The sequence below is a fragment of the Actinomadura napierensis genome (assembly GCF_039529375.1).
Lineage (GTDB): Bacteria > Actinomycetota > Actinomycetes > Streptosporangiales > Streptosporangiaceae > Spirillospora > Spirillospora napierensis.
Window position 1 is genome coordinate 59,947 of record NZ_BAAAMR010000034.1, and the last position, 20,986, is coordinate 80,932.

Annotated in this window: 22 protein-coding genes and 1 pseudogene; 11 read left to right on the forward strand and 12 right to left on the reverse strand. The window is 72.1% G+C overall.

The window, feature by feature from the left end; all coding sequences use genetic code 11:
* The first annotated feature begins 109 nt into the window (after positions 1-109).
* Positions 110-1,738: a class I adenylate-forming enzyme family protein gene (locus ABD296_RS20430; RefSeq protein WP_344269199.1), complete on the forward strand. Its 1,629-nt coding sequence runs from the start codon at positions 110-112 to the stop codon at positions 1,736-1,738.
* 8 nt (positions 1,739-1,746) lie between these two features.
* On the opposite strand, the gene ABD296_RS20435 is transcribed toward ABD296_RS20430, so the two are convergent.
* The 4 genes and pseudogenes from ABD296_RS20435 to ABD296_RS20450 form a co-directional block, all read right to left on the reverse strand.
* A complete protein-coding gene (locus ABD296_RS20435; RefSeq protein WP_344269202.1) occupies positions 1,747-3,174 on the reverse strand; it encodes an AAA family ATPase in 1,428 nt (475 codons plus the stop codon).
* A gap of 91 nt (positions 3,175-3,265) precedes the next feature.
* A complete protein-coding gene (locus ABD296_RS20440) occupies positions 3,266-3,877 on the reverse strand; it encodes a PaaI family thioesterase (RefSeq protein WP_344269205.1) in 612 nt (203 codons plus the stop codon).
* Positions 3,877-6,069: an acyl-CoA dehydrogenase gene (locus ABD296_RS20445; RefSeq protein WP_344269209.1), complete on the reverse strand. Its 2,193-nt coding sequence runs from the start codon at positions 6,067-6,069 to the stop codon at positions 3,877-3,879. Before ABD296_RS20445 ends, ABD296_RS20440 begins: the two co-directional genes overlap by 1 nt.
* Positions 6,070-6,077: 8 nt before the next feature.
* Positions 6,078-6,326, reverse strand: a pseudogene (locus ABD296_RS20450) (steroid 3-ketoacyl-CoA thiolase); the annotation flags it as partial.
* A gap of 322 nt (positions 6,327-6,648) precedes the next feature.
* On the opposite strand from ABD296_RS20450, the gene ABD296_RS20455 reads away from it, so the two are divergent.
* Positions 6,649-7,569, forward strand: coding sequence for an SDR family NAD(P)-dependent oxidoreductase (locus ABD296_RS20455; protein ID WP_344269212.1), 921 nt, complete (start codon positions 6,649-6,651; stop codon positions 7,567-7,569).
* A 69-nt stretch (positions 7,570-7,638) separates the two neighbouring features.
* Here ABD296_RS20455 and ABD296_RS20460 read toward each other — a convergent pair whose 3' ends face one another.
* From ABD296_RS20460 to ABD296_RS20470, 3 genes are read right to left on the reverse strand one after another with little or no spacing between them, the layout of a single operon-like run.
* Entirely contained in the window at positions 7,639-8,415 is a 777-nt protein-coding gene (locus tag ABD296_RS20460; RefSeq protein ID WP_344269215.1) for an SDR family oxidoreductase, read from the reverse strand.
* Positions 8,416-8,447: 32 nt separating this feature from the next.
* The gene (locus ABD296_RS20465; RefSeq protein WP_344269218.1) at positions 8,448-9,194 is read right to left on the reverse strand and encodes an SDR family NAD(P)-dependent oxidoreductase; all 747 of its coding nucleotides are present in this window, start codon (positions 9,192-9,194) and stop codon (positions 8,448-8,450) included.
* A 60-nt stretch (positions 9,195-9,254) separates the two neighbouring features.
* Positions 9,255-9,905 carry a TetR family transcriptional regulator gene (locus tag ABD296_RS20470; RefSeq protein ID WP_344269221.1) on the reverse strand — a complete coding sequence of 217 codons (651 nt, stop codon included), beginning with the start codon at positions 9,903-9,905 and terminating at the stop codon, positions 9,255-9,257.
* 168 nt (positions 9,906-10,073) lie between these two features.
* Here ABD296_RS20470 and ABD296_RS20475 point away from each other — a divergent pair, with 168 nt between their 5' ends.
* Both ABD296_RS20475 and ABD296_RS20480 read left to right on the forward strand, forming a co-directional pair.
* A complete protein-coding gene (locus ABD296_RS20475; protein WP_344269224.1) occupies positions 10,074-11,600 on the forward strand; it encodes an FAD-dependent oxidoreductase in 1,527 nt (508 codons plus the stop codon).
* On the forward strand, positions 11,597-12,754 hold the full coding sequence (locus ABD296_RS20480) for an alpha/beta hydrolase family protein (RefSeq protein ID WP_344269227.1): 1,158 nt from the start codon (positions 11,597-11,599) through the stop codon (positions 12,752-12,754). The genes ABD296_RS20475 and ABD296_RS20480 overlap by 4 nt, the downstream gene beginning before the upstream one ends.
* Before the next feature lie 73 nt (positions 12,755-12,827).
* Here the strand turns inward: ABD296_RS20480 and ABD296_RS20485 are convergent, their stop codons facing one another.
* The 3 genes from ABD296_RS20485 to hsaA all read right to left on the reverse strand — a co-directional run bounded on the left by ABD296_RS20485 (position 12,828) and on the right by hsaA (position 15,609).
* Positions 12,828-13,580: an alpha/beta fold hydrolase gene (locus ABD296_RS20485; RefSeq protein ID WP_344269230.1), complete on the reverse strand. Its 753-nt coding sequence runs from the start codon at positions 13,578-13,580 to the stop codon at positions 12,828-12,830.
* A gap of 186 nt (positions 13,581-13,766) precedes the next feature.
* Complete coding sequence (locus ABD296_RS20490) at positions 13,767-14,345, reverse strand: SAM-dependent methyltransferase (protein WP_344269233.1); 579 nt, start codon at positions 14,343-14,345, stop codon at positions 13,767-13,769.
* Between the two features lie 97 nt (positions 14,346-14,442).
* Positions 14,443-15,609: a 3-hydroxy-9,10-secoandrosta-1,3,5(10)-triene-9,17-dione monooxygenase oxygenase subunit gene (gene hsaA, locus ABD296_RS20495; RefSeq protein WP_344269236.1), complete on the reverse strand. Its 1,167-nt coding sequence runs from the start codon at positions 15,607-15,609 to the stop codon at positions 14,443-14,445.
* Positions 15,610-15,763: 154 nt separating this feature from the next.
* Here hsaA and ABD296_RS20500 point away from each other — a divergent pair, with 154 nt between their 5' ends.
* The 5 genes from ABD296_RS20500 to ABD296_RS20520 all read left to right on the forward strand — a co-directional run bounded on the left by ABD296_RS20500 (position 15,764) and on the right by ABD296_RS20520 (position 19,069).
* A complete protein-coding gene (locus tag ABD296_RS20500; RefSeq protein WP_344269239.1) occupies positions 15,764-16,924 on the forward strand; it encodes a Rieske 2Fe-2S domain-containing protein in 1,161 nt (386 codons plus the stop codon).
* The gene (locus ABD296_RS20505) at positions 16,921-17,163 is read left to right on the forward strand and encodes a ferredoxin (protein WP_344269242.1); all 243 of its coding nucleotides are present in this window, start codon (positions 16,921-16,923) and stop codon (positions 17,161-17,163) included. The genes ABD296_RS20500 and ABD296_RS20505 overlap by 4 nt, the downstream gene beginning before the upstream one ends.
* Entirely contained in the window at positions 17,156-17,956 is an 801-nt protein-coding gene (locus ABD296_RS20510; RefSeq protein WP_344269245.1) for an SDR family NAD(P)-dependent oxidoreductase, read from the forward strand. Before ABD296_RS20505 ends, ABD296_RS20510 begins: the two co-directional genes overlap by 8 nt.
* Complete coding sequence (locus ABD296_RS20515) at positions 17,953-18,741, forward strand: SDR family NAD(P)-dependent oxidoreductase (RefSeq protein ID WP_344269248.1); 789 nt, start codon at positions 17,953-17,955, stop codon at positions 18,739-18,741. The genes ABD296_RS20510 and ABD296_RS20515 overlap by 4 nt, the downstream gene beginning before the upstream one ends.
* A 187-nt stretch (positions 18,742-18,928) precedes the next feature.
* Positions 18,929-19,069 (forward strand): hypothetical protein, encoded by a 141-nt coding sequence (locus ABD296_RS20520; RefSeq protein ID WP_344269251.1) that lies wholly within the window; start codon positions 18,929-18,931, stop codon positions 19,067-19,069.
* An 8-nt stretch (positions 19,070-19,077) separates the two neighbouring features.
* Here ABD296_RS20520 and ABD296_RS20525 read toward each other — a convergent pair whose 3' ends face one another.
* Positions 19,078-19,362 (reverse strand): hypothetical protein, encoded by a 285-nt coding sequence (locus ABD296_RS20525; RefSeq protein WP_344269254.1) that lies wholly within the window; start codon positions 19,360-19,362, stop codon positions 19,078-19,080.
* A gap of 53 nt (positions 19,363-19,415) precedes the next feature.
* The gene (locus tag ABD296_RS20530; protein ID WP_344269257.1) at positions 19,416-19,862 is read right to left on the reverse strand and encodes an ATP-binding protein; all 447 of its coding nucleotides are present in this window, start codon (positions 19,860-19,862) and stop codon (positions 19,416-19,418) included.
* 112 nt (positions 19,863-19,974) lie between these two features.
* Between ABD296_RS20530 and ABD296_RS20535 the strand changes: the two genes are divergently transcribed.
* Both ABD296_RS20535 and ABD296_RS20540 read left to right on the forward strand, forming a co-directional pair.
* On the forward strand, positions 19,975-20,784 hold the full coding sequence (locus ABD296_RS20535; RefSeq protein ID WP_344269260.1) for a helix-turn-helix domain-containing protein: 810 nt from the start codon (positions 19,975-19,977) through the stop codon (positions 20,782-20,784).
* The gene (locus tag ABD296_RS20540; protein WP_344269263.1) at positions 20,781-20,969 is read left to right on the forward strand and encodes a DUF397 domain-containing protein; all 189 of its coding nucleotides are present in this window, start codon (positions 20,781-20,783) and stop codon (positions 20,967-20,969) included. The genes ABD296_RS20535 and ABD296_RS20540 overlap by 4 nt, the downstream gene beginning before the upstream one ends.
* Positions 20,970-20,986: the final 17 nt, after the last annotated feature.

Below are 20,986 nucleotides of genomic sequence, written 5' to 3' on the forward strand. Positions count from 1 at the left end.
ACGCTCCAACGCGGCCGGGGTACCCTGCGGCGCGGTCTCGCTCAGCGGAAAGACCCGCTGGTCCTCGCGGCCGAGGTGAGAGCCTTCGGCCACGCGAGGAGGAGGCTCGATGGCCACGACGGCGATGGAGATCATGCAGCGGCTGACCGGTCCCGGCGGCGCGTTCGAACTGCGCGAGGAAGAGGTGCTCGGCACCCGGCTCCCCGTGTTCGCCGGACGGGCCCGGAGCCTCGGGGAGGTGCTCGCCCGCTCCGCCGCGCTCGGCGAGCGCGACTACATCGTCACCGCGACCCGGCGGCTGAGCTTCGCCGAGCACGCCGCGCGGGCCGCGTCGCTGGCGAAGGCGCTGCGGGACGAGCACGGCGTGCGGCCCGGCGACCGCGTCGCCATCGACGCCGCCAACAGCCCGGAATGGATCATCGCGTTCTGGGGGGCGATCGCGGCCGGCGCCATCGCCGTCGGCTACAACGCCTGGTGGGCGCCCCGCGAGATCGAGTACGCCCTCGGCCACACCGAGCCGAAGCTCGTCGTCGCCGACGCCAAGCGCGCCGCGCAGATGCCGACCGGTACCCGCGTCCTGACCATCGAGAAGGACGTTCCGGCGCTCGCCGCCCGGTACGCGTCCGCCCCCCTCGACCTCCCCGACGTCGCCGAGGACGACCCGGCGGTCATCCTCTACACCAGCGGCACGTCAGGCCGCCCGAAGGGCGCGGTGCACTCGCACCGCAACCTGACCTCCGTGATCGAGTACCACCGGCTGAACGACGCGCTCATGCGGGCGTTCGGCGACCCGACCGACCCCGCGTCCCGCAGTTACCTCCTCGCGCTCCCGCTGTTCCACATCGCCAGCCTGCACAACCTCGCCGTCCCCCGGCTCGCGACCGGTACCGCCGTGGTCATGCACGAGGGCGCGTTCGACGTCGACAAGGTCCTGCGGCTGATCGAGAAGGAGCGCGTCACGAACTGGGGCGCCGTCCCCACGATGGCGAACCGGATGATCGAGCACGGCGACCTGTCCCGCTACGACACGTCCTCGCTCACCGGGTTCGCGCTGGCGTCCGCGCCGTCCTCCCCCGCGTTCAAGGAGAGGCTGCGCGCCGCGTTCCCGCCCGCCGCGAACGCCCTCGTCGACAGCTACGGCCTCACCGAGACCTGCACCGGCGTCGCCGTCGCGTCCCCCATGGACCTCGCCGAGTCCCCGGGCACGCTCGGCCGCCCGGTCGCCGGCGTCCGGCTGGAGATCCGCGACCCCGACGGCAAGCCGCTGCCCGAAGGCGAGGAGGGCGAGGTCTGCGTCCGCAGCGCCTACAACATGCTCGGCTACTGGCGCGACGAGGACGCCACCGCCCGCGCCATCGGCCCCGGCCGGTGGCTGCGCACCGGCGACATCGGCACGGTCGAGCAGGGCCGCCTCCGCCTCACCGCCCGCCGCTCCGACCTGATCATCCGCGGCGGCGAGAACGTCTACCCGGCCGAGATCGAGAACGCCCTCGCCGAGTACCCGGGCGTCCGCGAGTGCATCGTCCTCGGCGTCCCGCACCCCGACCTCGGCCAGGAGGTCCTCGCCGTCGTCGTCTTCGGCGCCGCCCCCGCCGCCGAGGCGGACCTGGCCGCCTTCGCCCGCGACCGCCTCGCCTACTTCAAGGTCCCGTCCCGCTGGAAGATCACCACCGCCCCCCTCCCCCGCAACGCCACCGGCAAGGTGATCCGCCGCGAGGTAGAAGCCACCCTCGCCTGAGGGCGGGCTCAGGAACGCCAGGCGGCCACCACGTCCTCCGGCGTCCAGACGAGGTCGACGCCGTCGCGCGCCTGGACGCCGGACAGGGACACCACCACGAGCCCGGCCGCGGCCGGGTCGAGCCCCGGGACCTGGCCGGCCGCGCGGCGCAGGTCGGCGAGGTCGTGGCCGTCGAAGGGGCTGCCGAGCCACTTGACCGACCCGGCGAACCCGATGCGGCCCGCGACGGGCGCGCGGTCGGCCCCGACCAGGTCGACCTCGGGATCGAACCGCCGGTTCCACCATCCGCCGACCGTCTCCACCTCCGGCCAGGGCAGGTCCGCGCGTTCGAGCGCCTCCCTCACCAGCGGCTCGACGGCGCGTCCGCGCCACGACGTCCAGCGCCGCCGGACGATCCGGAAGCCCGCTTCCGGGCGGCCTCGCCGCGCCTGTTCGTGCGCCGCTCGCAGCGCGGCCAGATACAGCCGCAGGTTGCTGTCGGCGATGCGGTAGAGGGCAGGTTTGCCGGGCCGCGTCGACAGCGGCTCGTCCACCGCGATGACCCGCTTCTCCTCGGTGAGGCGCCGCAGCAGGGGCGAGAGCGTCCCCGAGGGGACGGCGCCGGCGCGGCTGCCCGCGGACGCGGCGATGTTGGCGTGCGTGCGGTCGCCGAACCCCACCGCCTCGATGACGCGGCGGGAGACGTCGGGGTTGGGGAACTCGGCGAGCAGCGACGCCTCCGGGACGCCGAACAGCGCCGCCGCGGGGTCGGCGCACTCGTCTTCGAGGAACTCCAGCGCGGGCGTCCCGTGCGGCCAGGTGCGGACGATCCCGGGCAGGCCGCCCGTCACCAGGTGCGCGTCGATGGCGTCCGCCGCCCCCAGCCCGAGCGCCTCGCTCAGGTCCGCAGGGTTCAGCGGGCCGAGGACCATGGTGTCGGCGCGCCCGTAGAACGGCCGGTCGTGGGCGGTGAGCCGCTCCATCATGTGCACGTCGCTGCCGAGCAGCAGGAGCAGCACCGGCCTGGACGACAGGAGGCGGTCCCAGCCCGTCTGCAGCGCGCCGTCGAACAGCGCGTCCTGCTCGGCCAGCCAGGGCAGCTCGTCCAGGACGAGGATGGACGGCGCGTCCGGCAGCACCGAGGCCAGCACCCGGAAGGCGTCCGGCCAACTGCCGTTCTGCAGCGTCGGCACGAGTTCGGGGTCCGCCGGCAGCGCCGACTCCCGGACGTCCCGCAGGAAGGCGTCCACCGCCTCGATCGGAGAGGCGCCCTTGGTGGCGGTGGAGAACACGTACGGCACGCCGGCGCGGTCGCAGAACTCCTGGACGAGCCGGGACTTGCCCACCTGCCGCCGGCCGCGCAGCGCGAGCGCCGCTCCCGTCCCGGTCCTGGCGACGCGATCCAGCCGCTTGCGCAGGATGGCGAGCTCCGCGTCCCGTCCGATGAACCCCGGCAATGTAGCTCCACTCTACGTAGATTGCATCTACATAGACTAACCCCACGACCGCGCGGCGAAGGGGTGTGCCCCGCCACGCGGTCGTGCCGGGTCAGCGGGGGCGGGGTGGGTGTTTGGCTATGAAGAGGCCTTCGGCGGTGACGCGGGTGCGGCCGGCGGCGGTGATGGCGCCGGTGGTGCGGATCTTGCGGCCGTCGACGGAGACCTGGCGGGCGGTGACCGTCAGGGGCTCGAACAGCGGCGTCAGGTGGTGGTAGCGGAGGGTCAGCTCGGCGGTCACGCCGGACGTGCCGGCCCAGCCGTTCGCGACGCCGAGGGTGTGGTCGAGCAGGAGCGCCGAGACGCCGCCGTGGACGCTGGACGGCGGGCCCTGGTAGGGCAGGTCGAGCGTGACGGTGCTCTCGATGGAGCCGTCCGGGCGGCCGACGTAGGCGAGTGGCGGGGCTATCGGGTTCTCGGGGCCGGTCGCCGGGTCGTGGCGGGTGTCGCCGTCGCCGCGCCACATGTCGACGAGGCGGTCGCGCAGGGGCGGGGCCTGGGCTTCGAGGTCGTCGGCGACGGCGTTGAGGCGGTCGGCGATGTCGCCCATGTCGGCGCCGGAGATGTCGCCGGCCCGGACGAGCGCGTCGATCACCCGGCGGGCCGCGGCGGCGGCGCCGTCCACGCCGCAGGACCGGCGGCCGGCCTGCAGGTCCATCGGCATCAGGCCCTCCCGGCGGGCTGCGGGTCGCGGGGCAGCCCGAGGAGCCGCTCGCCGATGATGTTGAGTTGGACGTCGGTGGTGCCGCCCGCGATCGACATGTTGCGGGAGTTGAGGAACATCCAGGTCGGGTCCTGCCTGCCGCCGGCGCCCTCGCCGGTCAGCGCGTTCGGGCCGATCCAGTCGACGGCGGTCTCCCACACCTGCTGGAGGTGCTCGACGCCGATCAGCTTGCCGATGCTGGACTCGGCGCCGGGCTGGCCGCCGGCGAGGGAGCGCAGCGTGGTGCGCAGCCCGAACAGGCTGCTGGACTGGGCGTCGCAGAGGATGCCGCCGAGGGTGGTGAGGCGTTCGTCGTCGGCGCCCTCGGCGGCGAGCGCGAGGAGGGCTTCGCCGCCGCTGCCGAGGGACGAGTCGTGGGACAGCGAGACACGCTCGTTGGCGAGGGTGGTCCGGGCGAGCTTCCAGCCGTCGCCGGGTCGCGCGACGAGCAGGTCGTCGGGGATGAAGACGCCGTCCAGGAACACCTCGTTGAACAGGGTGTCGCCGGTCAGCTCGCGCAGTGGGCGGATGTCGATGCCGGGCGACCTCATGTCCAGGAGGAAGTACGACAGTCCCTTGTGCTTGGGGACGGACGGGTCGGTGCGGGCGAGCAGGATGCCCCAGTCGGCCTCGCGGGCCATGGACGTCCAGACCTTCTGCCCGTCGATCCTCCAGCCGCCGTCGGCCTTCTCGGCGCGGGTGGACAGCGCGGCGAGGTCGGAGCCGGCGCCGGGCTCGGAGAACAGCTGGCACCAGCGGATGTCGCCGCGCAGCGAGGCGGGCAGGAACCGCTCGTGCTGGGCGGGCGAGCCGTGCGCGATCAGCGTCGGGACGACCCAGTTGCCGATGACCATGTCGTGGGCGCGCAGGCCGGCGGCGCGCATCTCCTCGGAGATGACGAGCTGGGTGACGGCGTCGGCGCCCTTGCCCCAGGGGGCGGGGAAGTGCGGGGCGGTGTAGCCGCGGTCGGCGAGGTGGTCGGTGCGCTCCTTGCCGGTGAGGTCCTTGGCCGGTGCGAGTTCGGCGCGGATCTCGGCGCGGATCGTCTCGGCCTCGGCGGGCAGGTCGACGCTCAGTTCGCGGCGGACGCCGCCGAGGGTGAGGGACGCGACGCGGCGCCGCCACGCGGCGGTCGAGCCGAGCAGGACGCGCAGGGTCTGGGTGCGGCGCAGGTAGAGGCTCGCGTCGTGCTCCCAGGTGAAGCCGATGCCGCCGAGGGTCTGGATGCAGTCCTTGGCGGTCTGGAACGCGGCCTGGACGCTGGTGGCGCCAGCGACGGCGGCGGCGAGGGATGCCTCGCCAGGTTCGACGGCCGGGTCGTCCTGGGCGCGGGCGGCGTCCCAGGCGCAGGCGCGGGCCTGCTCGGCGTGCGCGAGCATCCGGGCGCAGCGGTGCTTGACGCCCTGGAACTGGCCGATCGGGCGGCCGAACTGCTCGCGGACCTTGGCGTACTCGGCGGCGGTGGCGGTGGCCCGGTCGGCGAGGCCGGACGACTCGGCGGCGAACAGCGTCGCGGCGAGGTCCCGCACGGCCTGTGAGTCCAGATTCACAACCGACTCGGAGGGGACCGTTGTGTTCTCCAACCTGACCCTGGCTAGGCGGCGGGTGAGGTCGTGGCTGGGCAGCCCCTCGACGGTGACGGCGTCGCGCGGCACGACGGTCCACACGGTCGCGTCGCCGTCGGCGGCCGGAAGGACGAACACGTCGGCGAGCTGCCCGCCGAGCACCGGCGCGGAGATGCCGTCCAGCGTGATCCCGTCGCCGGCACGCGACACCGTGACGCCGCCCGCGTCCAGCCCGACCGCGCCGAGCGTCGCGCCCGACGCCAGCCCGGGCAGGTGCGCGGAATGCCCCGCCCGATGCAGCACCGCGCTCGCGAGGACGGTCGGCAGGAACGGCCCGGGGGTCATCGCGCGGCCCAGTTCCTCCAGCACGACGGCCAGCTCGACCAGCCCGTATCCGGCGCCGCCCGCGTCCTCCGGCAGGTGCAGGCCGAGCAGCCCCTGCGCCGCGAGGTCGGCCCAGAACGCGGGTGCCTTCTCGGCCTCGGCGTCGACGGCGGTGCGGACGACCGCCTGCGTCACCTGCCGGGACGTGAAGGCCCGCACCGCGTCGCGCAGGTCGCGGTGCTCCTCGGTCAGCCCGATGGTCATGTGTGTCCTCAGATCCGTTCGATGATGGTGACCGTGGCGTGCGCGCCGCCCGCGCACATCGTGACGACCGCGGTGGACTCGTCCGCGCGCTCCAGCTCGTGCACGGCCTGCGTGATCAGGCGGGCGCCGGTGGAGCCGACCGCGTGGCCGAGGGCGATGGCGCCGCCGTTGACGTTGACCTTGTCCATGTCGGGCTCGTGCACCGACGCCCACGACAGCACGACCGACGCGAACGCCTCGTTGATCTCGACGAGGTCCGCCAGGCCGAGCAGCTGCGCCGGGTGCAGCCCGGACAGCGCGCCGTGGCGCTTGCCGACCGGGGTCCGGACGGCGTCGACGATGACGGCCTCAGCCATGGACTTCTCTCCTCCAGGAAACGATTCCGTGTCGCGGCTCGGCGCGTGGATGGGCGCGACACTAGAATTCGTTCTTGCAGGGGGCAAGCGGCGTCCCACTCACCGGTCCCGCCGGCCATGACCCTCGGCGCGGTCCGCTCAGCGGGACGGCCGCCGTGAGCGCACTAGAACACGTACTAGCCTCCGTGTCCGGCCGAATCGCATGGACACACCGGGAGCACCGATGAACGCTGACCTCTCCCTGGCGGGCCGCACCGCCGTCGTCACCGGCGCGGGCGCCGGGCTGGGCCGCGCCGAGGCCCTCGCGCTGGCCGCGCGGGGCGCCAACGTCGTCGTCAACGACATGGGGCCGGCCGCCGAGAAGGTCGTCGCCGAGATCACCGAGGCGGGCGGCAGCGCGATCGCGGTCACCGGGGACGTCGGCGACTGGTCGATGGGCGACACCCTCGTGGCCGCCGCCGTCGACACCTACGGGTCCCTGGACGTGCTGGTCAACAACGCCGGCGTGCTGCGCGACAAGATGCTGTTCAACCTGTCGGAGTCGGACTGGGACGACGTGGTCCGCGTCCACCTCAAGGGGCACGCGTCGGTGTCGCGCGCCGCCGCCGTGCACTGGCGGGCGGCGAGCAAGGCCGCCGGCGGCCCGGTCTACGGCCGCGTGGTCAACACCGCGTCCGAGGCGTTCCTGTTCGGCTCGCCGGGACAGCCGAACTACTCCGCGGCCAAGGCCGGCATCGTCGCGCTCACCCTGTCGACGTCCGCCGGGCTCGCCCGGTACGGCGTCCGCGCCAACGCGATCTGCCCGCGCGCCCGCACCGCGATGACCGAGTCGACCTTCTCCGAGGGCACCTCCCCCGGCGGCCTGGACGCGATGGCGCCCGAGCGCGTCGGCACGTTCGTCGGCTACCTCGCCTCGCCCGCCGCCGAGAAGATCAGCGGCCAGGTGTTCGTCGTGTACGGAGACATGGTCGCGCTGATGGCCGCGCCGACCGTCGAGCAGAAGTTCACCGCGGCGGACGGCGTGTTCTCGGTCGAGGAGTTCGGCGCGCAGCTCACCCCGTACTTCGAGGACCGCGAGCCTCACAGGACCTACGCCGCCTACAGCGTCGCGAAGCTGGACGACACCGGCACCAACGTCCGCTGACCAGACGTCCGAAGGCCGCCCCCGGCGCGGGGGGGCGGCCTTCGGTCTTTTCCCGCTCAGAGCACCGGCTCAGAAGACGGACGGGCCGCGCAGGGTGGCCTCGGCGCCGCCGTCGACGTAGATGACCTGGCCCGCCATGTGGGAGTTCGCGGGCGACACCAGCCAGGCGAGCGCCTCGGCGATCACGATCGCGTCCGCGTAGCCGTTCAGCGGCATCGGCACGGCCTCGTTCATGATCTTGAACATCTTCTCGTCCTCGAACAGCGGCGCGCTCATCGGCGTCCGGACGACGCCGGGCGCGATCGCGTTCAGCGGGATCCCGGCGCCCGCCCACTCGGGGCCGACCGAGACGCGCCGCAGCCACTGCGCGAGCGCCGACTTCGACGACGGGTAGAGCCGGTTGCCCTGCCCGGTCTCCAGGACGCGGTCCGCCGCGGCGAGCGCGGCCGGCTCGTCGCCGTCCAGGCAGGCGCGCAGCACCGCCTCGTCCAGGGGCTGCGTGCCGGAGATCGACCCGACGACGGCGGCGCGCGGCGCGCGGGCCTCGGCCAGCGCGGGCCGCAGGCCGTCCAGCAGCGCGACCGCGCCGAAGTAGTTGACCTGGACGGTCAGCAGCGTGGGCCCGGTCACGCCGGCGCACGCCACGGCGCCGTCCAGCGCACCGCCGGACCGTTCCAACACCTCCGCGACCGCCTGGATGCGGCCCTCGGCCGTGCTCAGGTCGGCGCACACCTCGGCGTCGCGCAGATCGACCCCGACGACCTCGTCGCCCTGCTTGCGCAGCAGCTCCGCCAGCGTCTTCCCGATGCCGGAGGCCGACCCGCTCACGGCGATGGTGCGTCCCATGTACGACTTCCCTTCGAATGTCCCGGGTGGGGCTACAGGTGCGAGCCGCCGTCGACGCGCAGCTCGGCGCCGGTCAGGTAGCCGGCGTCGGACGACCCGGCGAACGCGATGACGGACGCGATCTGCTCCGGATCGGCGACGCCGAACGGCGACACGATCCGCGTGAAGTAGCTCAGGTCGGTCCCTTTGGGGAACATATCCGCCCTGGTCAGCGGGGTGTCAACGGTTCCGGGGGAGATCGGCACGACGCGGATGCGGCGCGCGGCCAGCTCAGCCGCCAGGCTCAGCGAGAACGACAACACCGCGCCCTTGGACGCCGAGTAGGCCGTCATGTACGGGTTGCCCTGCGTCGCCGACAGCGACGAGGTGTTGATGATGACACCGGTGCCGTCCGGGAGGTGCCGGAGCGCCTCCCGGCAGAACAGCGCGGTGCCGACCAAGTTGACGTTGAAGATCCACGTCAGGTCCGCGACCGACAGCGTGCCGATGGGCGTGGTCTTGTGCACGCCCGCCACGTTGACCAGGACGTCGATGCCGCCCAGCGTCTCCGCCGCGCCGTCCACCGCGGCGATCACGGCGGGCTCGTCGGTGACGTCCGCGACGCGCGTGGTGATCGTCCCGGGGCCGGTGACGCCGGCGGCGGTCTCGGCGAGGCCGTCCTGCGACAGGTCCACCGCGTAGACCGCGGCGCCCTCGGCGGCGAGCCGGTGCGCGGTCGCCCGCCCGATCCCCGACGCGGCCCCGGTGAGCAGGACTTTCACGCCGTCATAGCGATTCATGCGGGAACGCTAACCGCGCCCCGGATCCCGCGCCGGGACGATCCCGATGAACGGGAGCGTCTACTCGGGCACGTTCCGAGGGGCGTTCCGAGAGGCGTTCTGAGGGGCGTTGGAGCGCGGCGCGAGCAGCAGCTTGCAGGCGAGCCGGATGTCGCTCTCCACGTCCGCCATCGACGCCCGCCCGTTCAGGCTCGACTGCAGCACGCCGTACCAGCACTGCATCAGCAGCCGGACGAGCGTGACGTCCTTCGCCGTCGGCACCTCGATGCCCACGGCCCGCAGCAGGATCTCGCGGAAGGTGTTGTCGATGTGGACGGTGTCGGCGACCGTCGCGACGTGCGCGGTGTTGGACGCGTGCAGCATCGACGTCGACAGCACCGGCTGCGCCATCAGGTACCGGCTGGCCTGCACCAGCATGTCGGCGACCGCGTCCTCGGGGGCGGTGCCCGGCTGCGGCTCGGTGACCTGCCCGCGGAGCCGGTCGACCTGCGCCGCCATCACCGCGGTGAACAGGTGGACCTTCGACGGGAAGTACCGGTAGAGGGTGCCGATCGCCACCCCGGCGGCCTTCGCGACCTCGTGCATCTGGACGCGCTCGAGGGTCTTCTCCGCGCCGATGCGGGCCGCGGCGCGGAGGATGCGCTGGCGGCGGTCGTGCTGGTCGGGTGAGTTCGGCTCGGCGGACAGCCTCGCCGACGCGATCCTCGCCACGGTCCTCCCCCAACGGGTCCATTCCTGTGCTGACAAGGAAGAATATCCGGCCCCCCGGCACGTCCCGCGATCGTCGATACCGGTCAGTGGGACGGGGCGTCCCGGCGCGCCGCGGCCCCGCTTACGTTGTCCGCGCGCCAAGACCCGAGGGCTCGGAGGGGACGTCACATGGGAAACGCCGGGGAATCGTGGGACGACGAGTACGACGTCGTGGTGGCCGGCTCCGGGGCCGGCGCGATGGCGGGCGCGCTGGCCGCGGCCTCCGCCGGCCTGCGGACGGCCGTCCTGGAGAAGACGGGCGTGCTCGGCGGGACGTCCGCGTACTCGGGGTCGGCGATCTGGCTGCCCGGGACGCGGGTGCAGGAACGCGCCGGGATCGGCGACTCGACCGAAGGGGCGCGCACCTACCTGCGGGCGCTGATCGGCGACGACACCGCCGCGCACCGCGAGGCGTTCCTGGAGACGGCGCCCGAGCTGGTGGAGTTCCTGGAGAAGGACCCGGCGATCGAGTTCGAGTTCCAGCCGTTCCCCGACTACTACGACGCGCCCGGACGCCTGGCCATGGGCCGGTCGTTCGTCCCGCTGCCGCTGCCCGCCGAACGGCTCGGTGATCTCGCCGGGCTCGTCCGCCCTCCCGTCGACCGCGACCGCGCCGGACGCGGCCACTCCGCGTCCAAGCCGCTGGTGCAGGGCCGGGCGCTGATCGGCCGGCTGCTGCTGGCGATCACCGCGACCGGCCACGGCACCGTCCGCACCCGGACGGCCCTGACCGGCCTGCTCACGGAGAAAGGCCAGGTCACCGGGGTCACGGCGGCGACGGCGCACGGGCCCGTCCGGCTGCGCGCCCGGCGCGGCGTGCTGCTCGCCGCCGGAGGCTTCGAGTCGTCGGCGGCGCTGCGCCAGGAGCGCGGCGTGCCCGGCGGCGCCGGCTGGACGATGGCCCCGGACGGCGCCAACACCGGCGACGCGATCACCGCCGCCACCGCGGTCGGCGCGTCCACCGGGCTGCTGGACCAGGCATGGTTCTGCCCCGGCGTCCTCACCCCGGACGGCCTGCCGGCGTTCACGCTCGGCCTCCGCGGCGGCCTCATCGTGGACGGCTCGGGTCGCCGGTTCGCCAACGAGTCGCTGCCCTACGACCAGATGGGCCGGCGTCTCGCGGCGGCCGAGGGCCCTTTCTACCTGGTCTTCGACGCCCGCTCCGAGGGCCTGCCCGCGATCTCCGTCCCGCCCGTGCGGCTGGACGAGCAGGTGGCGTCGGGCACCTGGATCCAGGCCGGCACGCTGGAGGAGCTGGCCGCGAAGACCGGCCTCCCCTCCGGCGCCCTCACCGCCACCGTGGAACGGTTCAACGGCTTCGCCGAGAAGGGCGTCGACGAGGACTTCCACCGCGGCGAGGACCCCTACGACCTGTTCTTCTCCGGCGGCAGGTCCTGCCTCGCCGCCGTCGCCGAGCCGCCCTACTACGCGGCGGAGATCGTCCTGAGCGACCTCGGGACGAAGGGCGGGCTGCGCACCGACCCCGACGGCCGCGTCCTGGACACCGCCGGCGGTCCCGTCCCCGGCCTCTACGCCGCGGGCAACACCAGTGCCTCGTTCACCGGCCCCGTCTACCCCGGGCCCGGCATCCCGATCGGATCGGCGATGGCCTTCGCCTACCGCGCCGTCCAGGACATGAGGAGGAGCAACACGTGAGATCAGCCAGGGGACGCGCGGCCGCGATCGCCGCCGTCACCGCCGCCGGGCTCGCCGTCACGGCCGTCCCCGCCCACGCCGAGGCCAGGGGCCGGGGAAGCCTGCTGAGCAGCCGGCCGCTGCACACCGCGGCGGCGCTGCCGTCCGCCTCGGTCACCCGCTCGATCAGCTACGTCTCCGAGGGCGTCGGCGGCAAGCGGATCACGGTCACCGGCACCGTCGCCGTCCCGAAGGGCAAGGCCCCGCGCGGCGGCTGGCCCGTGATCAGCTGGGCGCACGGCACGACCGGCAACGCCGACGTCTGCGCCCCGTCCCGCGATACGGCCACCGGCCCCGCCCACGACTACCTTTCGCTCACCGAGGGGTACCTCGACAAGTGGGTCGCGCACGGCTTCGCCGTCGTCCAGACCGACTACGAGGGCATGGGCACGCCGGGCGGCCACCCGTACATGAACGGCGCGAGCGAGGCGAACACCGTCCTCGACATCGTCCGCGCCGCGCGCGAGGCCGCCCCGCGCATCGGCCGCGACTGGTACGTGGCGGGCCACAGCCAGGGCGGCCAGGCCACGCTGTACACGGCGGCGCAGAAGGCCGGCGACGTCCGGTTGAAGGGCGCCGTCTCGATCGCGCCCGGTTCCCACATGGCGGAGACCGCGCAGTACGTCCAGGCGCAGTACCCGGGCGCGGAGGCCGCGCTGCCGTTCCTGTTCGTCCTGCTCAACGGCGCGAAGGCGGCGGACCCGTCCTTCCACCCGGAGAGCCTGCTGACTGATCGGGCCGCGAAGGTCCTCGCATCCGGCCGGACGACCGCGTGCCTCGCCCAGCTCCGCGACGCGGGCTCGTCGATCCCGCTGTCCCAGGTGTTCCGCCCGGACGCCGACCTCACGCGGTTCGAGACCTACTTCGACTCGCAGGAGGCCACCGGCCTCGACCTGCGCGTCCCCACCCTCGTCGCGCAGGGCACCGCCGACACCTCGGTCTCCCCCGCCGCGACGAAGGCCCTCGTCGCCGACCTGTGCAAGCGCTACCCGGCCATCGCCTACCGCGAGTATCAGGGCGCCGACCACCGCGCCAGCATCGGCGCGTCCTTCGACGACGCTCTGAACTTCGTCCAGACCCTCCAGTCCGGCCGAACTCCCACTCCCACCTGCTGACCGAACCACGTTCACTTGCGGCGAGTCGTCGTTATGGGGCGCCCCATAACGACGACTCGCCGCAACTCAACGGCTAGCTGGTGCGGCCGAAGTGGCGGGCGAAGAAGTGGACGGCGTTGTGGGCCTCGAACCTGGGGGTCTCCTTGTGCTTGCCCGCGTTGGCGTGCAGCGTCTTCTCCTTTGAGGCGAAGGCGTCGAACAGCGCCAGCCCGGACTCGCGCGGGATGTGCTCGTCGTCCCACTGGAGCACGAACTCGATCGGAATGGTGATCTGCTTCGCCAGGTCGGCCAGGGCGTCGGGCCAGTGCAGGCCGAAGACGGCGGCGGAGATCCTCGGGTCGGCCGCCACGAAGGGGACGCCGATCGCGGTGCCCATGTTCAGGCCGAAGTAGCCGACCGGCCCTTCGGTGCCGATCTCGGGCAGTTCCTGGAGGGCGTCCAGGGTCGCGCGGTATTCCGGCACGGCGCGCTCCGCCAGGTGGGCGTTGTACCGGACGACGATCGGGCCTTCCGGCTCGCCCGCCGCCCGCGCACGGAACAGCTCGGCGATCTCCTGCTCGTCGTGGGGCGTGCGGGGACGGTCGCCGTGCCCGGGGGCGTCGATGACGGCGACGTGGAAGCCGCAGCCGGTCACGAGGAGTTCCGCGCGGCCGGCCATCGCCGGCGACTTCCTGTGGTTGCCGCCGCCGTGCCCCATCAGGATCAGGGGTGCGCGATCGGCCCCGGATTCGGGCGACCAGAGGACGCCGGGGACGCCGCCCACGGTGAAGTCGCGTTCGCGGACGCCGTTCGTCGTGGTGTCGGCGGTGAAGTGCAGAGAATGCATGGTGCTGCCTTTCGGGAGTGCCTTTTCGGGCGCTCCCGGCGACACCTATGTCAGCCGCACGACCGTGGCGAAAGGGGGAGCACCCACCTCGTTACTGCGTTCATGGGTCTCACCTCCTCGCGGTCCTTCACGATCACGTGGAACCTACCAGGCGGACGCCATCGCGCCCAACCCCTTTTTCCGGCGTCACTTGACCAGGACGCCGCCGAACTCGCACAGGTCGGGCTTGGACTTGGAGGCCCCGGCGAACTGGACGAGTTCGGCGGGGACGGGGGCCAGCGGCGGCTGGCCGGCGTCGGGGCGCCACTCCCGGATGTCGACCAGGCCCGGCTCGACGGGGGTCGGGCCCGCGAGCAGCGCGTCGACCTCCTCGCGGCTGCGGGTCCGCCACGGCATGCCGGCGCCGTTCGCGGCGGCGTCCATCTCGGTGCGGCGGGTGGGGTCGGCCGAGGTGATCTGGGTGAACACCAGGTGGCTGCCGGGCACGGCCCGGTCGAGGACGCCGTGCACGACGCCGCGCGGGTCGTCCTCGTCGAACAGGTGGTGCCCGATCGACAGGTAGAGGACGGCGACCGGCTCGGAGAAGTCGATCAGCCGCTTGGTGTCGGGGTCGTCCAGGATCGCCGCGGTGTCGCGCATGTCGGCGTTGATGACCGTGGTGGTCCCGTCCCCGGCCATGTCGATGAACTGCCGGATGCCGGCCTCCTGCGTCAGGTGGCGCACCGCCCGGTACAGGAACAGCCGGTTCTCCCGCGCGATGTCCACGATCTCGGGAAGTGCGGCAGGTACTCGAGGGCGAACCGGCGGTCGATCTCGTAGTTGTCCTTGCCGCCCAGCGTCCAGCCGTAGATGCGCGTTTGAGTCAGACGAGGTTGTCCTCCACCGCGAGACCGAACTCCCCACGCCCGTACATCGACAGCGCGTGCTCGACGTCGTTCGCCACGTGCACGCTTCCCGCGTGCGCGTCCCGCCAGGCGCGCTCGATCACGTTCCCGCGGTGCAGCGAGTTGCCGCCCGCGGTCTTGAACAGGATGTCGATCGCCTCGATGGCCCGCTCGGTGCCGCGCACCTGGTCGCGGCGCGCGCGCAGCCGCAGCTCCATCGGGATCTTCTCGTTGCGGACCGCGTACTCGTAGATCTCCCGCACGTTCCGGTCGGTCTGCAGGATCGCCGCGTCGATCTCCGACGCCGCCCGCGCCACCGCGACCTGCGCGAACTGGTCCTCGACGAACCGCCCGCCGCCGAGGCTCAGCCGGATCCGGTCGCGCATCCGCGCCACGTACAGGTCGTGGCAGCCCGCCGCCATCCCGATCACGCTGGCCGCGACCGTGGTGGTGAAGATCGTGCCGAACGGCAGCCGGTACAGCGGGCCGGTGTTGACCTTGCGGCCGGCGGTGCGCAGCTGCGCCTGGTCGAAGTTGCGCATCGCGCGGTGCGCGGGCACGAACGCCCTCTCCACCACGATGTCGTCGCTGGCGGTGCCGCGCAGGCCCATCGAGTTCCACACCCGGCGGATCTCGTAGTCCCGCTTCGGGACGAGCACCGTCATGAAGTCGACCGGGCGGCCCTCCGCGCCGACGACCAGCCCGCCGAGCAGCGCCCAGTCCGCGAACTCGCAGCCGGACGAGAACGCCCACCGCCCCGACACCTCGAACCCGCCGTCGGCGGGGGTGAGCCGGCCGATCGGCGCGTACGACGAGGCGGCGAGGACGTCCGGTCCCGGCTCCCACACCTCGCGCTGCGCCTCGTCGGGGAACAGCCCGAGATGCCAGGAGTGGACGCCGAGGACGGCCGTCACCCAGCCGGTCGACCCGCACGCGCCCGACACCGCCCGGACCACCTCGTAGAAGGCGACCGGATCGTCCTCCGCGCCGCCGTAGCGGGCCGGCTGCAGCATCCGGAACACCCCGGCGGCGGTCAGCTCCTTGATCGTCTCGGCCGGGATGCGGCCCTTGTCGTCCACGGCCCGGGCCCGTTCGGCGATCTCCGGCAGCAGCCCGCGCACGGCCTCCAGGACCTCGTTGCTCATCCCCGCTCCTCGTTCCCGTCTTCCCTCGTCCGGCCCTCGCAGGACACCATGTCGGGGTGCCGCCGCGCGGACGCGCGTCCCGGCCACCGAGACTGCCGGGACCGGACGGCGGGGCGCGACCTAACGTTCGCATCACCCGTCCATCGCCGAAGGGATGATCCACGTGACCGCAACCGAGTCGGACGCCGTCCGCAAGATCGAGGCGGAGGTCGTCTCCTCCCGTTTCGCCCGGGGATGGCACTGCCTCGGCCTGGCCGAGAAGTTCAAGGACGGCAAGCCCCACACGGTCAACGCGTTCGGCGGGAAGCTCGTCGTCTTCACCGGCGCGGACGGCAGGACCAACGTGCTGGACGGCTACTGCCGGCACATGGGCGGCGACCTGTCCGACGGCACCGTCAAGGGCAACGAGATCGCCTGCCCGTTCCACGACTGGCGCTGGGGCGGCGACGGCCGCTGCAAGAAGATCCCGTACTCGCGCCGCGTCCCGCTGCGCGCCCGCACCGCCGCGTGGCCGACGATGGAGCAGGACGAGCTGCTGTTCGTCTGGAACGACCCGGAGGGCAAGCAGCCGCCGGCGGACGTGACGATCCCGGTGATCGAGGGCGCCACCCGCGACGACTGGACGGACTGGCGCTGGACCGAGCAGGTCGTCCACACCAACTGCCGCGAGATCATCGACAACGTCGTCGACATGGCGCACTTCTTCTACATCCACAACTCGTTCCCGACGTACTTCAAGAACATCTTCGAGGGGCCCGTCGCGACGCAGATCATGAAGGGCAAGAGCCGGCCGGACGCGCGCCGCGAGGGCAGCGGGGGCGGCGGCCCGCGGATGCTCGGCAACTCCTCCGTCGCGTCCTACCACGGGCCGTCCTTCATGATCGACGAGCTCACGTACCACTACGAGGGCTACGACCTGAACTCGGTGCTGATCAACTGCCACTACCCGATCGACGAGCACTCGTTCTCGCTGCACTCGGGGATCATCGTCCAGCACAGCGACAAGCTGCCGCCGGAGGTCGCCGAGGCCACCGCGGAGAAGCTGTCCAGCTTCATCCTCACCGGGTTCGAGCAGGACGTCGCGATCTGGAAGCGCAAGGCCCGCATCGACAACCCGCTGCTGTGCGAGGAGGACGGGCCGGTCTACCAGCTGCGCCGCTGGTACCAGCAGTTCTACGTGGACGCCGCGGACGTGCAGCCGGAGATGACCGACCGGTTCGAGTTCGAGATCGACACGACCCGTCCGGTCGAGTCGTGGGAGAAGGAGGTCGAGGAGAACATGGCCCGCCGCGCGGCCGAAGGGGCCTCGGCGTGACGATCCGCCAGGACGACCGGCTCGCGGACGGGCCGCTGCTGCCCGTCCGCTGCCGGCGCTGCGCCGCCGAGGTGCTGGTGCGCAAGTCGAGCTGGGAGCAGACGAGCATCCAGTGGACGGCCGAGGCCCGGGCCGCGTGCCCGGAGCTCGCCGCGGACCCGCACGAGACGTGCCCGGCGCTGCGCTCGGCGATCCAGGAGGCCGCGCTGACCGGCGCGATCCGGGTGATCGATGAGTGACGCGCTGGCCGGCCGGTCGGCGATCGTCACGGGCGCGGGCGACGGCATCGGCCGCGGCGTGGCCCGCCGGTTCGCCGCCGAGGGCGCCCGCGTCCTGGTCGCCGAGCTCAACGCGGAGACGGGCGAGCGGGTCGCCCGGGAGCTGGCGGAGGAGTTCGGGGCGGACGCCCGGTTCGTCCCGACCGACGTCACCGACCGCGACCAGGTCGAGGCCATGGTCGCCTTCTGCGTCGACCTATGGGGCGGCGTGGACGTCCTGGTCAACAACGCCTGGGGCGCCGGCACCGTCAGCCGCGTCGAGACGAAGACCGACGAGCAGCTCGCCCGCGGCTTTGCTATGGGGTATTACGGCCCGTTCTGGGCGATGCGCGCCGCGTTCCCGCACATGAAGGCGCAGGGCTGGGGCCGCGTCATCAACATGTGCTCGCTGAACGGCGTCAACGCGCACATGGGCAGCCTGGAGTACAACTCGGCGAAGGAGGCGCTCCGCACGCTGACCCGGACGGCCGCCCGCGAATGGGCGCCGACCGGCGTCGTCGTCAACGCCATCTGCCCGGGCGCGAAGAGCGCCGCGTTCCACCGGGTGGCGGCCGAGCATCCCGAGATCGAGGCCGCCGCCGACCGCGCCAACCCGATGGGCCGCCTCGGCGACCCCGAGGCCGACATCGCGCCGGTCGCGGTGTTCCTGGCCTCCGACGGCGCCCGCTACCTGACCGGAAACACCCTGTTCGTGGACGGCGGCTCGCACATCAACGGCGTCGCCTGGACCCCGGACCTGGACGGAGAACAATGATCGACCGCTATGGCCCGTGGGCCGTCATCGCCGGCGGCTCCGAGGGCGTCGGCTCCGCCTTCGCCCACCGGCTGGCCGACGCGGGGCTGAACCTCGTGCTCATCGCCCGTAAGCCGGGGCCGCTGGAGCGCACCGCCGAGGAGGTCCGCGCGAAAGGCGTGGAGGTCCGCACCATCGAGCTGGACCTCGTCGCCCCCGACCCGCTCAAGAAGATCCGCGAGGTCACCGACGGCCTGGAGGTCGGACTCCTCGTCTTCAACGCGGGCGCCAACAGCTACGGCCACGAGTTCGTGTCCGGCGACCTGGAGCGCTTCCAGGGCGTCATCGACCTGAACATCACCGCGCAACTGGCGTTGACGCAGCACTTCGGCGCGCTGATGAAGGAGCGCGGGCGCGGCGGCATCCTGCTGGTCGGCTCGCTCGCCGGCTACATGGGGCAGCCGCAGATCAGCATCTACTCCGCGGTGAAGGCGTTCGGCCGCGTCTTCGCCGAAGGGCTGTGGCTCGAACTGCGCGAGCACGGCGTGGACGTGCTGGAACTCGTCCTCGGCGTCACCCGCACCCCGGCGATGGAACGTGCCGGCCTCAACATGGACATGCCGGGCCTCAACGTCGCCGAGCCGGACGACATCGCCCGCGAGGGGCTGGAGCACCTTGCCGACGGCCCGGTCTGGGTCGCGGGCGGCAACCACAAGGCCGCCGAGAAGCGCAACGGCTTCCCCCGCCGCGAGCTGGTCGCGGGCGCGCACGAGGCGATGAAGCGGATGCTCCCGAAGCCGTCCTGACCTCCCGTTACCGGGCCGCCCTGGGCGGTCACGCGCCCTCGACGTACGTCTCGTAAAACCGCCTCAGCTCCGGCAGACATGGTTCATGCCGATTTGCCATGCCCGTGTCCCTGTCGGCGCCCACTCTCTGCACGCCGCCGAGTCCAGCGACCCGGCGGGCCTTGTTCCTGCACGGCTGGCCTGAATCATGGAGGCCGCCGCCGGCGCCGCCCTGACCCTCGTCGGCCACGACGCCGCGTACACCGGCGCCTGGATGCGCAGCTCGAACTCGCCCGGCCTTCTCGTCACCCCGGAACCGGGTGACCCGGCCCCCGACCCGAACAACTGATGTGCGCATCACCACGTCGCCGGGAACATACGGTGCCTGAGCAAACGCCCGACCCGCTCCGCCGCCGCATTGACGTCTCCGCAGCGAAACAGGTACCGGCTCCGCTCGTAATACGCCCACCCATTCCCGGGCACGGCCCGCACCTCGACCACGACACCCACGTCCTCGGCGACGCCGCTCGCATAAACCCACAACAACGGCGCGGAAACCGGGAAGCGTTCGTCCCGATAAAGCTTCACGCACCGCCACCCGTCCATGCGCACGGCAACGGAGAGATGCTCCAGGTACCGCACAGCGATTTTCCGCCCCTGATACGTCCGCCACCGCAATAGAAGTCGCCCGCGCATCAGAAGCCGACCTCCGCCCAGACCCACTTGCCGGGCCGCGTCCGCTCCACCCCGCACCTTGTCGCGAGCGCTTGGACGATCGGCAGCCCCCATCCGCCCGTCCCGTCGTCGTGCCCCGCGTCCAGCGCACACGCGTCGGGAACGATGTCGTCCAGCGTCAACTCCACCACCGGCTTGGCGACCGGCATGGCGGCCGAGGAGTCCCACACCCCCAGCCGAACGGCCCGCGCCTCCCGCGTGAACCTGACCCGGATCTCCCGATCCGGCGTACTTTGTATCGCATTAGCGACCAGTTCTCCGGCGATGAGATGAACGTCCCCAGCCAGCCCGGCAAGCCCCCATTCCGTGAGCCGGAACTCGATCAGCGCCCGCACCATCCCCGGCACGGTGGACGCCGCCAGACAAACCACATCCAGTTCGCCCGAATTAGCGGCTTTAATCCCCATGACCTCCCCCTTCCCTCCCTCGTTTTCCAGGACAAGAATGGGAGCGCCTGGCTACGTTGTCACCATTGCCGGACAGGTCGGCAACTACCGCTCCCCCGGAAGGCGGTCGATCATGGTCAGGAAGTCCCCCGACCCCGACGTCTCGCTCTACGCCCTCATCGCCTACTACCTGCGCTTCCTCCGCCAGAAGCACAAGATGACGCAGGAGGAGGTCGGAGAGATCATCGGCTGCACGAAGAGCCAAGTTTCCAAGTACGAGGGCGGCACCCGCCAACTCGACGAACGCGAAGCCTCGGTCCTCGACCAGCTGTGGGACACCGGCGGCCTCTTCACCATCCTCCTCCGCTACGCCAAGCTCGGCGTGGACCCCAACTGGTCCGAGAAGCTCCGCCGCTACCAGCGCGACGCGTCCGTCCTGCGCATCTACTACAACAACATCATCCCGATGCCCTTCCAGACCGAAGGCTATGCGCGGTCGCTCCTTACCGCCGGACACGATGCGCAGCTGGTCGATGACGTCGAACGCGCCGTCGCCAAGCGCATGGAACACCAAGAAGCGATGCTCGCGGACGACCCGGCGATATGGGCGATCCTGGACGACATCGCCCTCCGTCCCATGGGAGACGCCGCAATCATGGAGGAGCAGCGTGATCTGCTGCTGAAACTCGGCCAGCTACCGCACATCTCAATACGAGTGATCTCCGAGAACGCTCTCCCCCACATCGGCGTGGACGGCGGGTTCAGCTGTTTCGAACTTCCAAAAGGCCACCGAGCGGCTTTCGCGGGAACAAGCCTCAACGTCGGCCGAGTCATAGAAGATCAAGTCGAAGCGGCCAGGGTGGCTGTACGCTTCGAAAAGATCGCGGCCCAAGCCTGGAGCGAAGTTCAGTCTCGCGAGTGGATAGCAAGGATGCGCACATGACGACGTGGCGGAAGAGCAGCTACAGCGGAGCCGGCGGCACAGAGGAATGTGTGGAAGTCGCGCGGCTCCCCGACGCCATCGCCGTTCGTGACAGCAAGGCCCCGGGCGGCGGATGCCTGGAGCTCTCTCCGCGAGCCTTCGCCGCCCTGCTCGGTCAACTGAGGAACGACCGGCCCCTCGTCTGAGCCGAGATCGTCCAGGC

What these genes read in the sequence shown, in the direction of transcription:
- ABD296_RS20430 (WP_344269199.1), top strand. Translation starts at nt 110, where the DNA reads ATGGCCACGACGGCGATGGAGATCATGCAGCGGCTGACCGGTCCCGGC.
- ABD296_RS20440 (WP_344269205.1), bottom strand. Translation starts at nt 3,877, where the DNA reads ATGCCGATGGACCTGCAGGCCGGCCGCCGGTCCTGCGGCGTGGACGGC.
- ABD296_RS20445 (WP_344269209.1), bottom strand. Translation starts at nt 6,069, where the DNA reads ATGACCATCGGGCTGACCGAGGAGCACCGCGACCTGCGCGACGCGGTG.
- ABD296_RS20455 (WP_344269212.1), top strand. Translation starts at nt 6,649, where the DNA reads ATGAACGCTGACCTCTCCCTGGCGGGCCGCACCGCCGTCGTCACCGGC.
- ABD296_RS20460 (WP_344269215.1), bottom strand. Translation starts at nt 8,415, where the DNA reads ATGGGACGCACCATCGCCGTGAGCGGGTCGGCCTCCGGCATCGGGAAG.
- ABD296_RS20465 (WP_344269218.1), bottom strand. Translation starts at nt 9,194, where the DNA reads ATGAATCGCTATGACGGCGTGAAAGTCCTGCTCACCGGGGCCGCGTCG.
- ABD296_RS20475 (WP_344269224.1), top strand. Translation starts at nt 10,074, where the DNA reads ATGGGAAACGCCGGGGAATCGTGGGACGACGAGTACGACGTCGTGGTG.
- ABD296_RS20485 (WP_344269230.1), bottom strand. Translation starts at nt 13,580, where the DNA reads ATGCATTCTCTGCACTTCACCGCCGACACCACGACGAACGGCGTCCGC.
- hsaA (WP_344269236.1), bottom strand. Translation starts at nt 15,609, where the DNA reads ATGAGCAACGAGGTCCTGGAGGCCGTGCGCGGGCTGCTGCCGGAGATC.
- ABD296_RS20500 (WP_344269239.1), top strand. Translation starts at nt 15,764, where the DNA reads ATGATCCACGTGACCGCAACCGAGTCGGACGCCGTCCGCAAGATCGAG.
- ABD296_RS20510 (WP_344269245.1), top strand. Translation starts at nt 17,156, where the DNA reads ATGAGTGACGCGCTGGCCGGCCGGTCGGCGATCGTCACGGGCGCGGGC.
- ABD296_RS20515 (WP_344269248.1), top strand. Translation starts at nt 17,953, where the DNA reads ATGATCGACCGCTATGGCCCGTGGGCCGTCATCGCCGGCGGCTCCGAG.
- ABD296_RS20520 (WP_344269251.1), top strand. Translation starts at nt 18,929, where the DNA reads ATGGAGGCCGCCGCCGGCGCCGCCCTGACCCTCGTCGGCCACGACGCC.
- ABD296_RS20530 (WP_344269257.1), bottom strand. Translation starts at nt 19,862, where the DNA reads ATGGGGATTAAAGCCGCTAATTCGGGCGAACTGGATGTGGTTTGTCTG.
- ABD296_RS20535 (WP_344269260.1), top strand. Translation starts at nt 19,975, where the DNA reads ATGGTCAGGAAGTCCCCCGACCCCGACGTCTCGCTCTACGCCCTCATC.
- ABD296_RS20540 (WP_344269263.1), top strand. Translation starts at nt 20,781, where the DNA reads ATGACGACGTGGCGGAAGAGCAGCTACAGCGGAGCCGGCGGCACAGAG.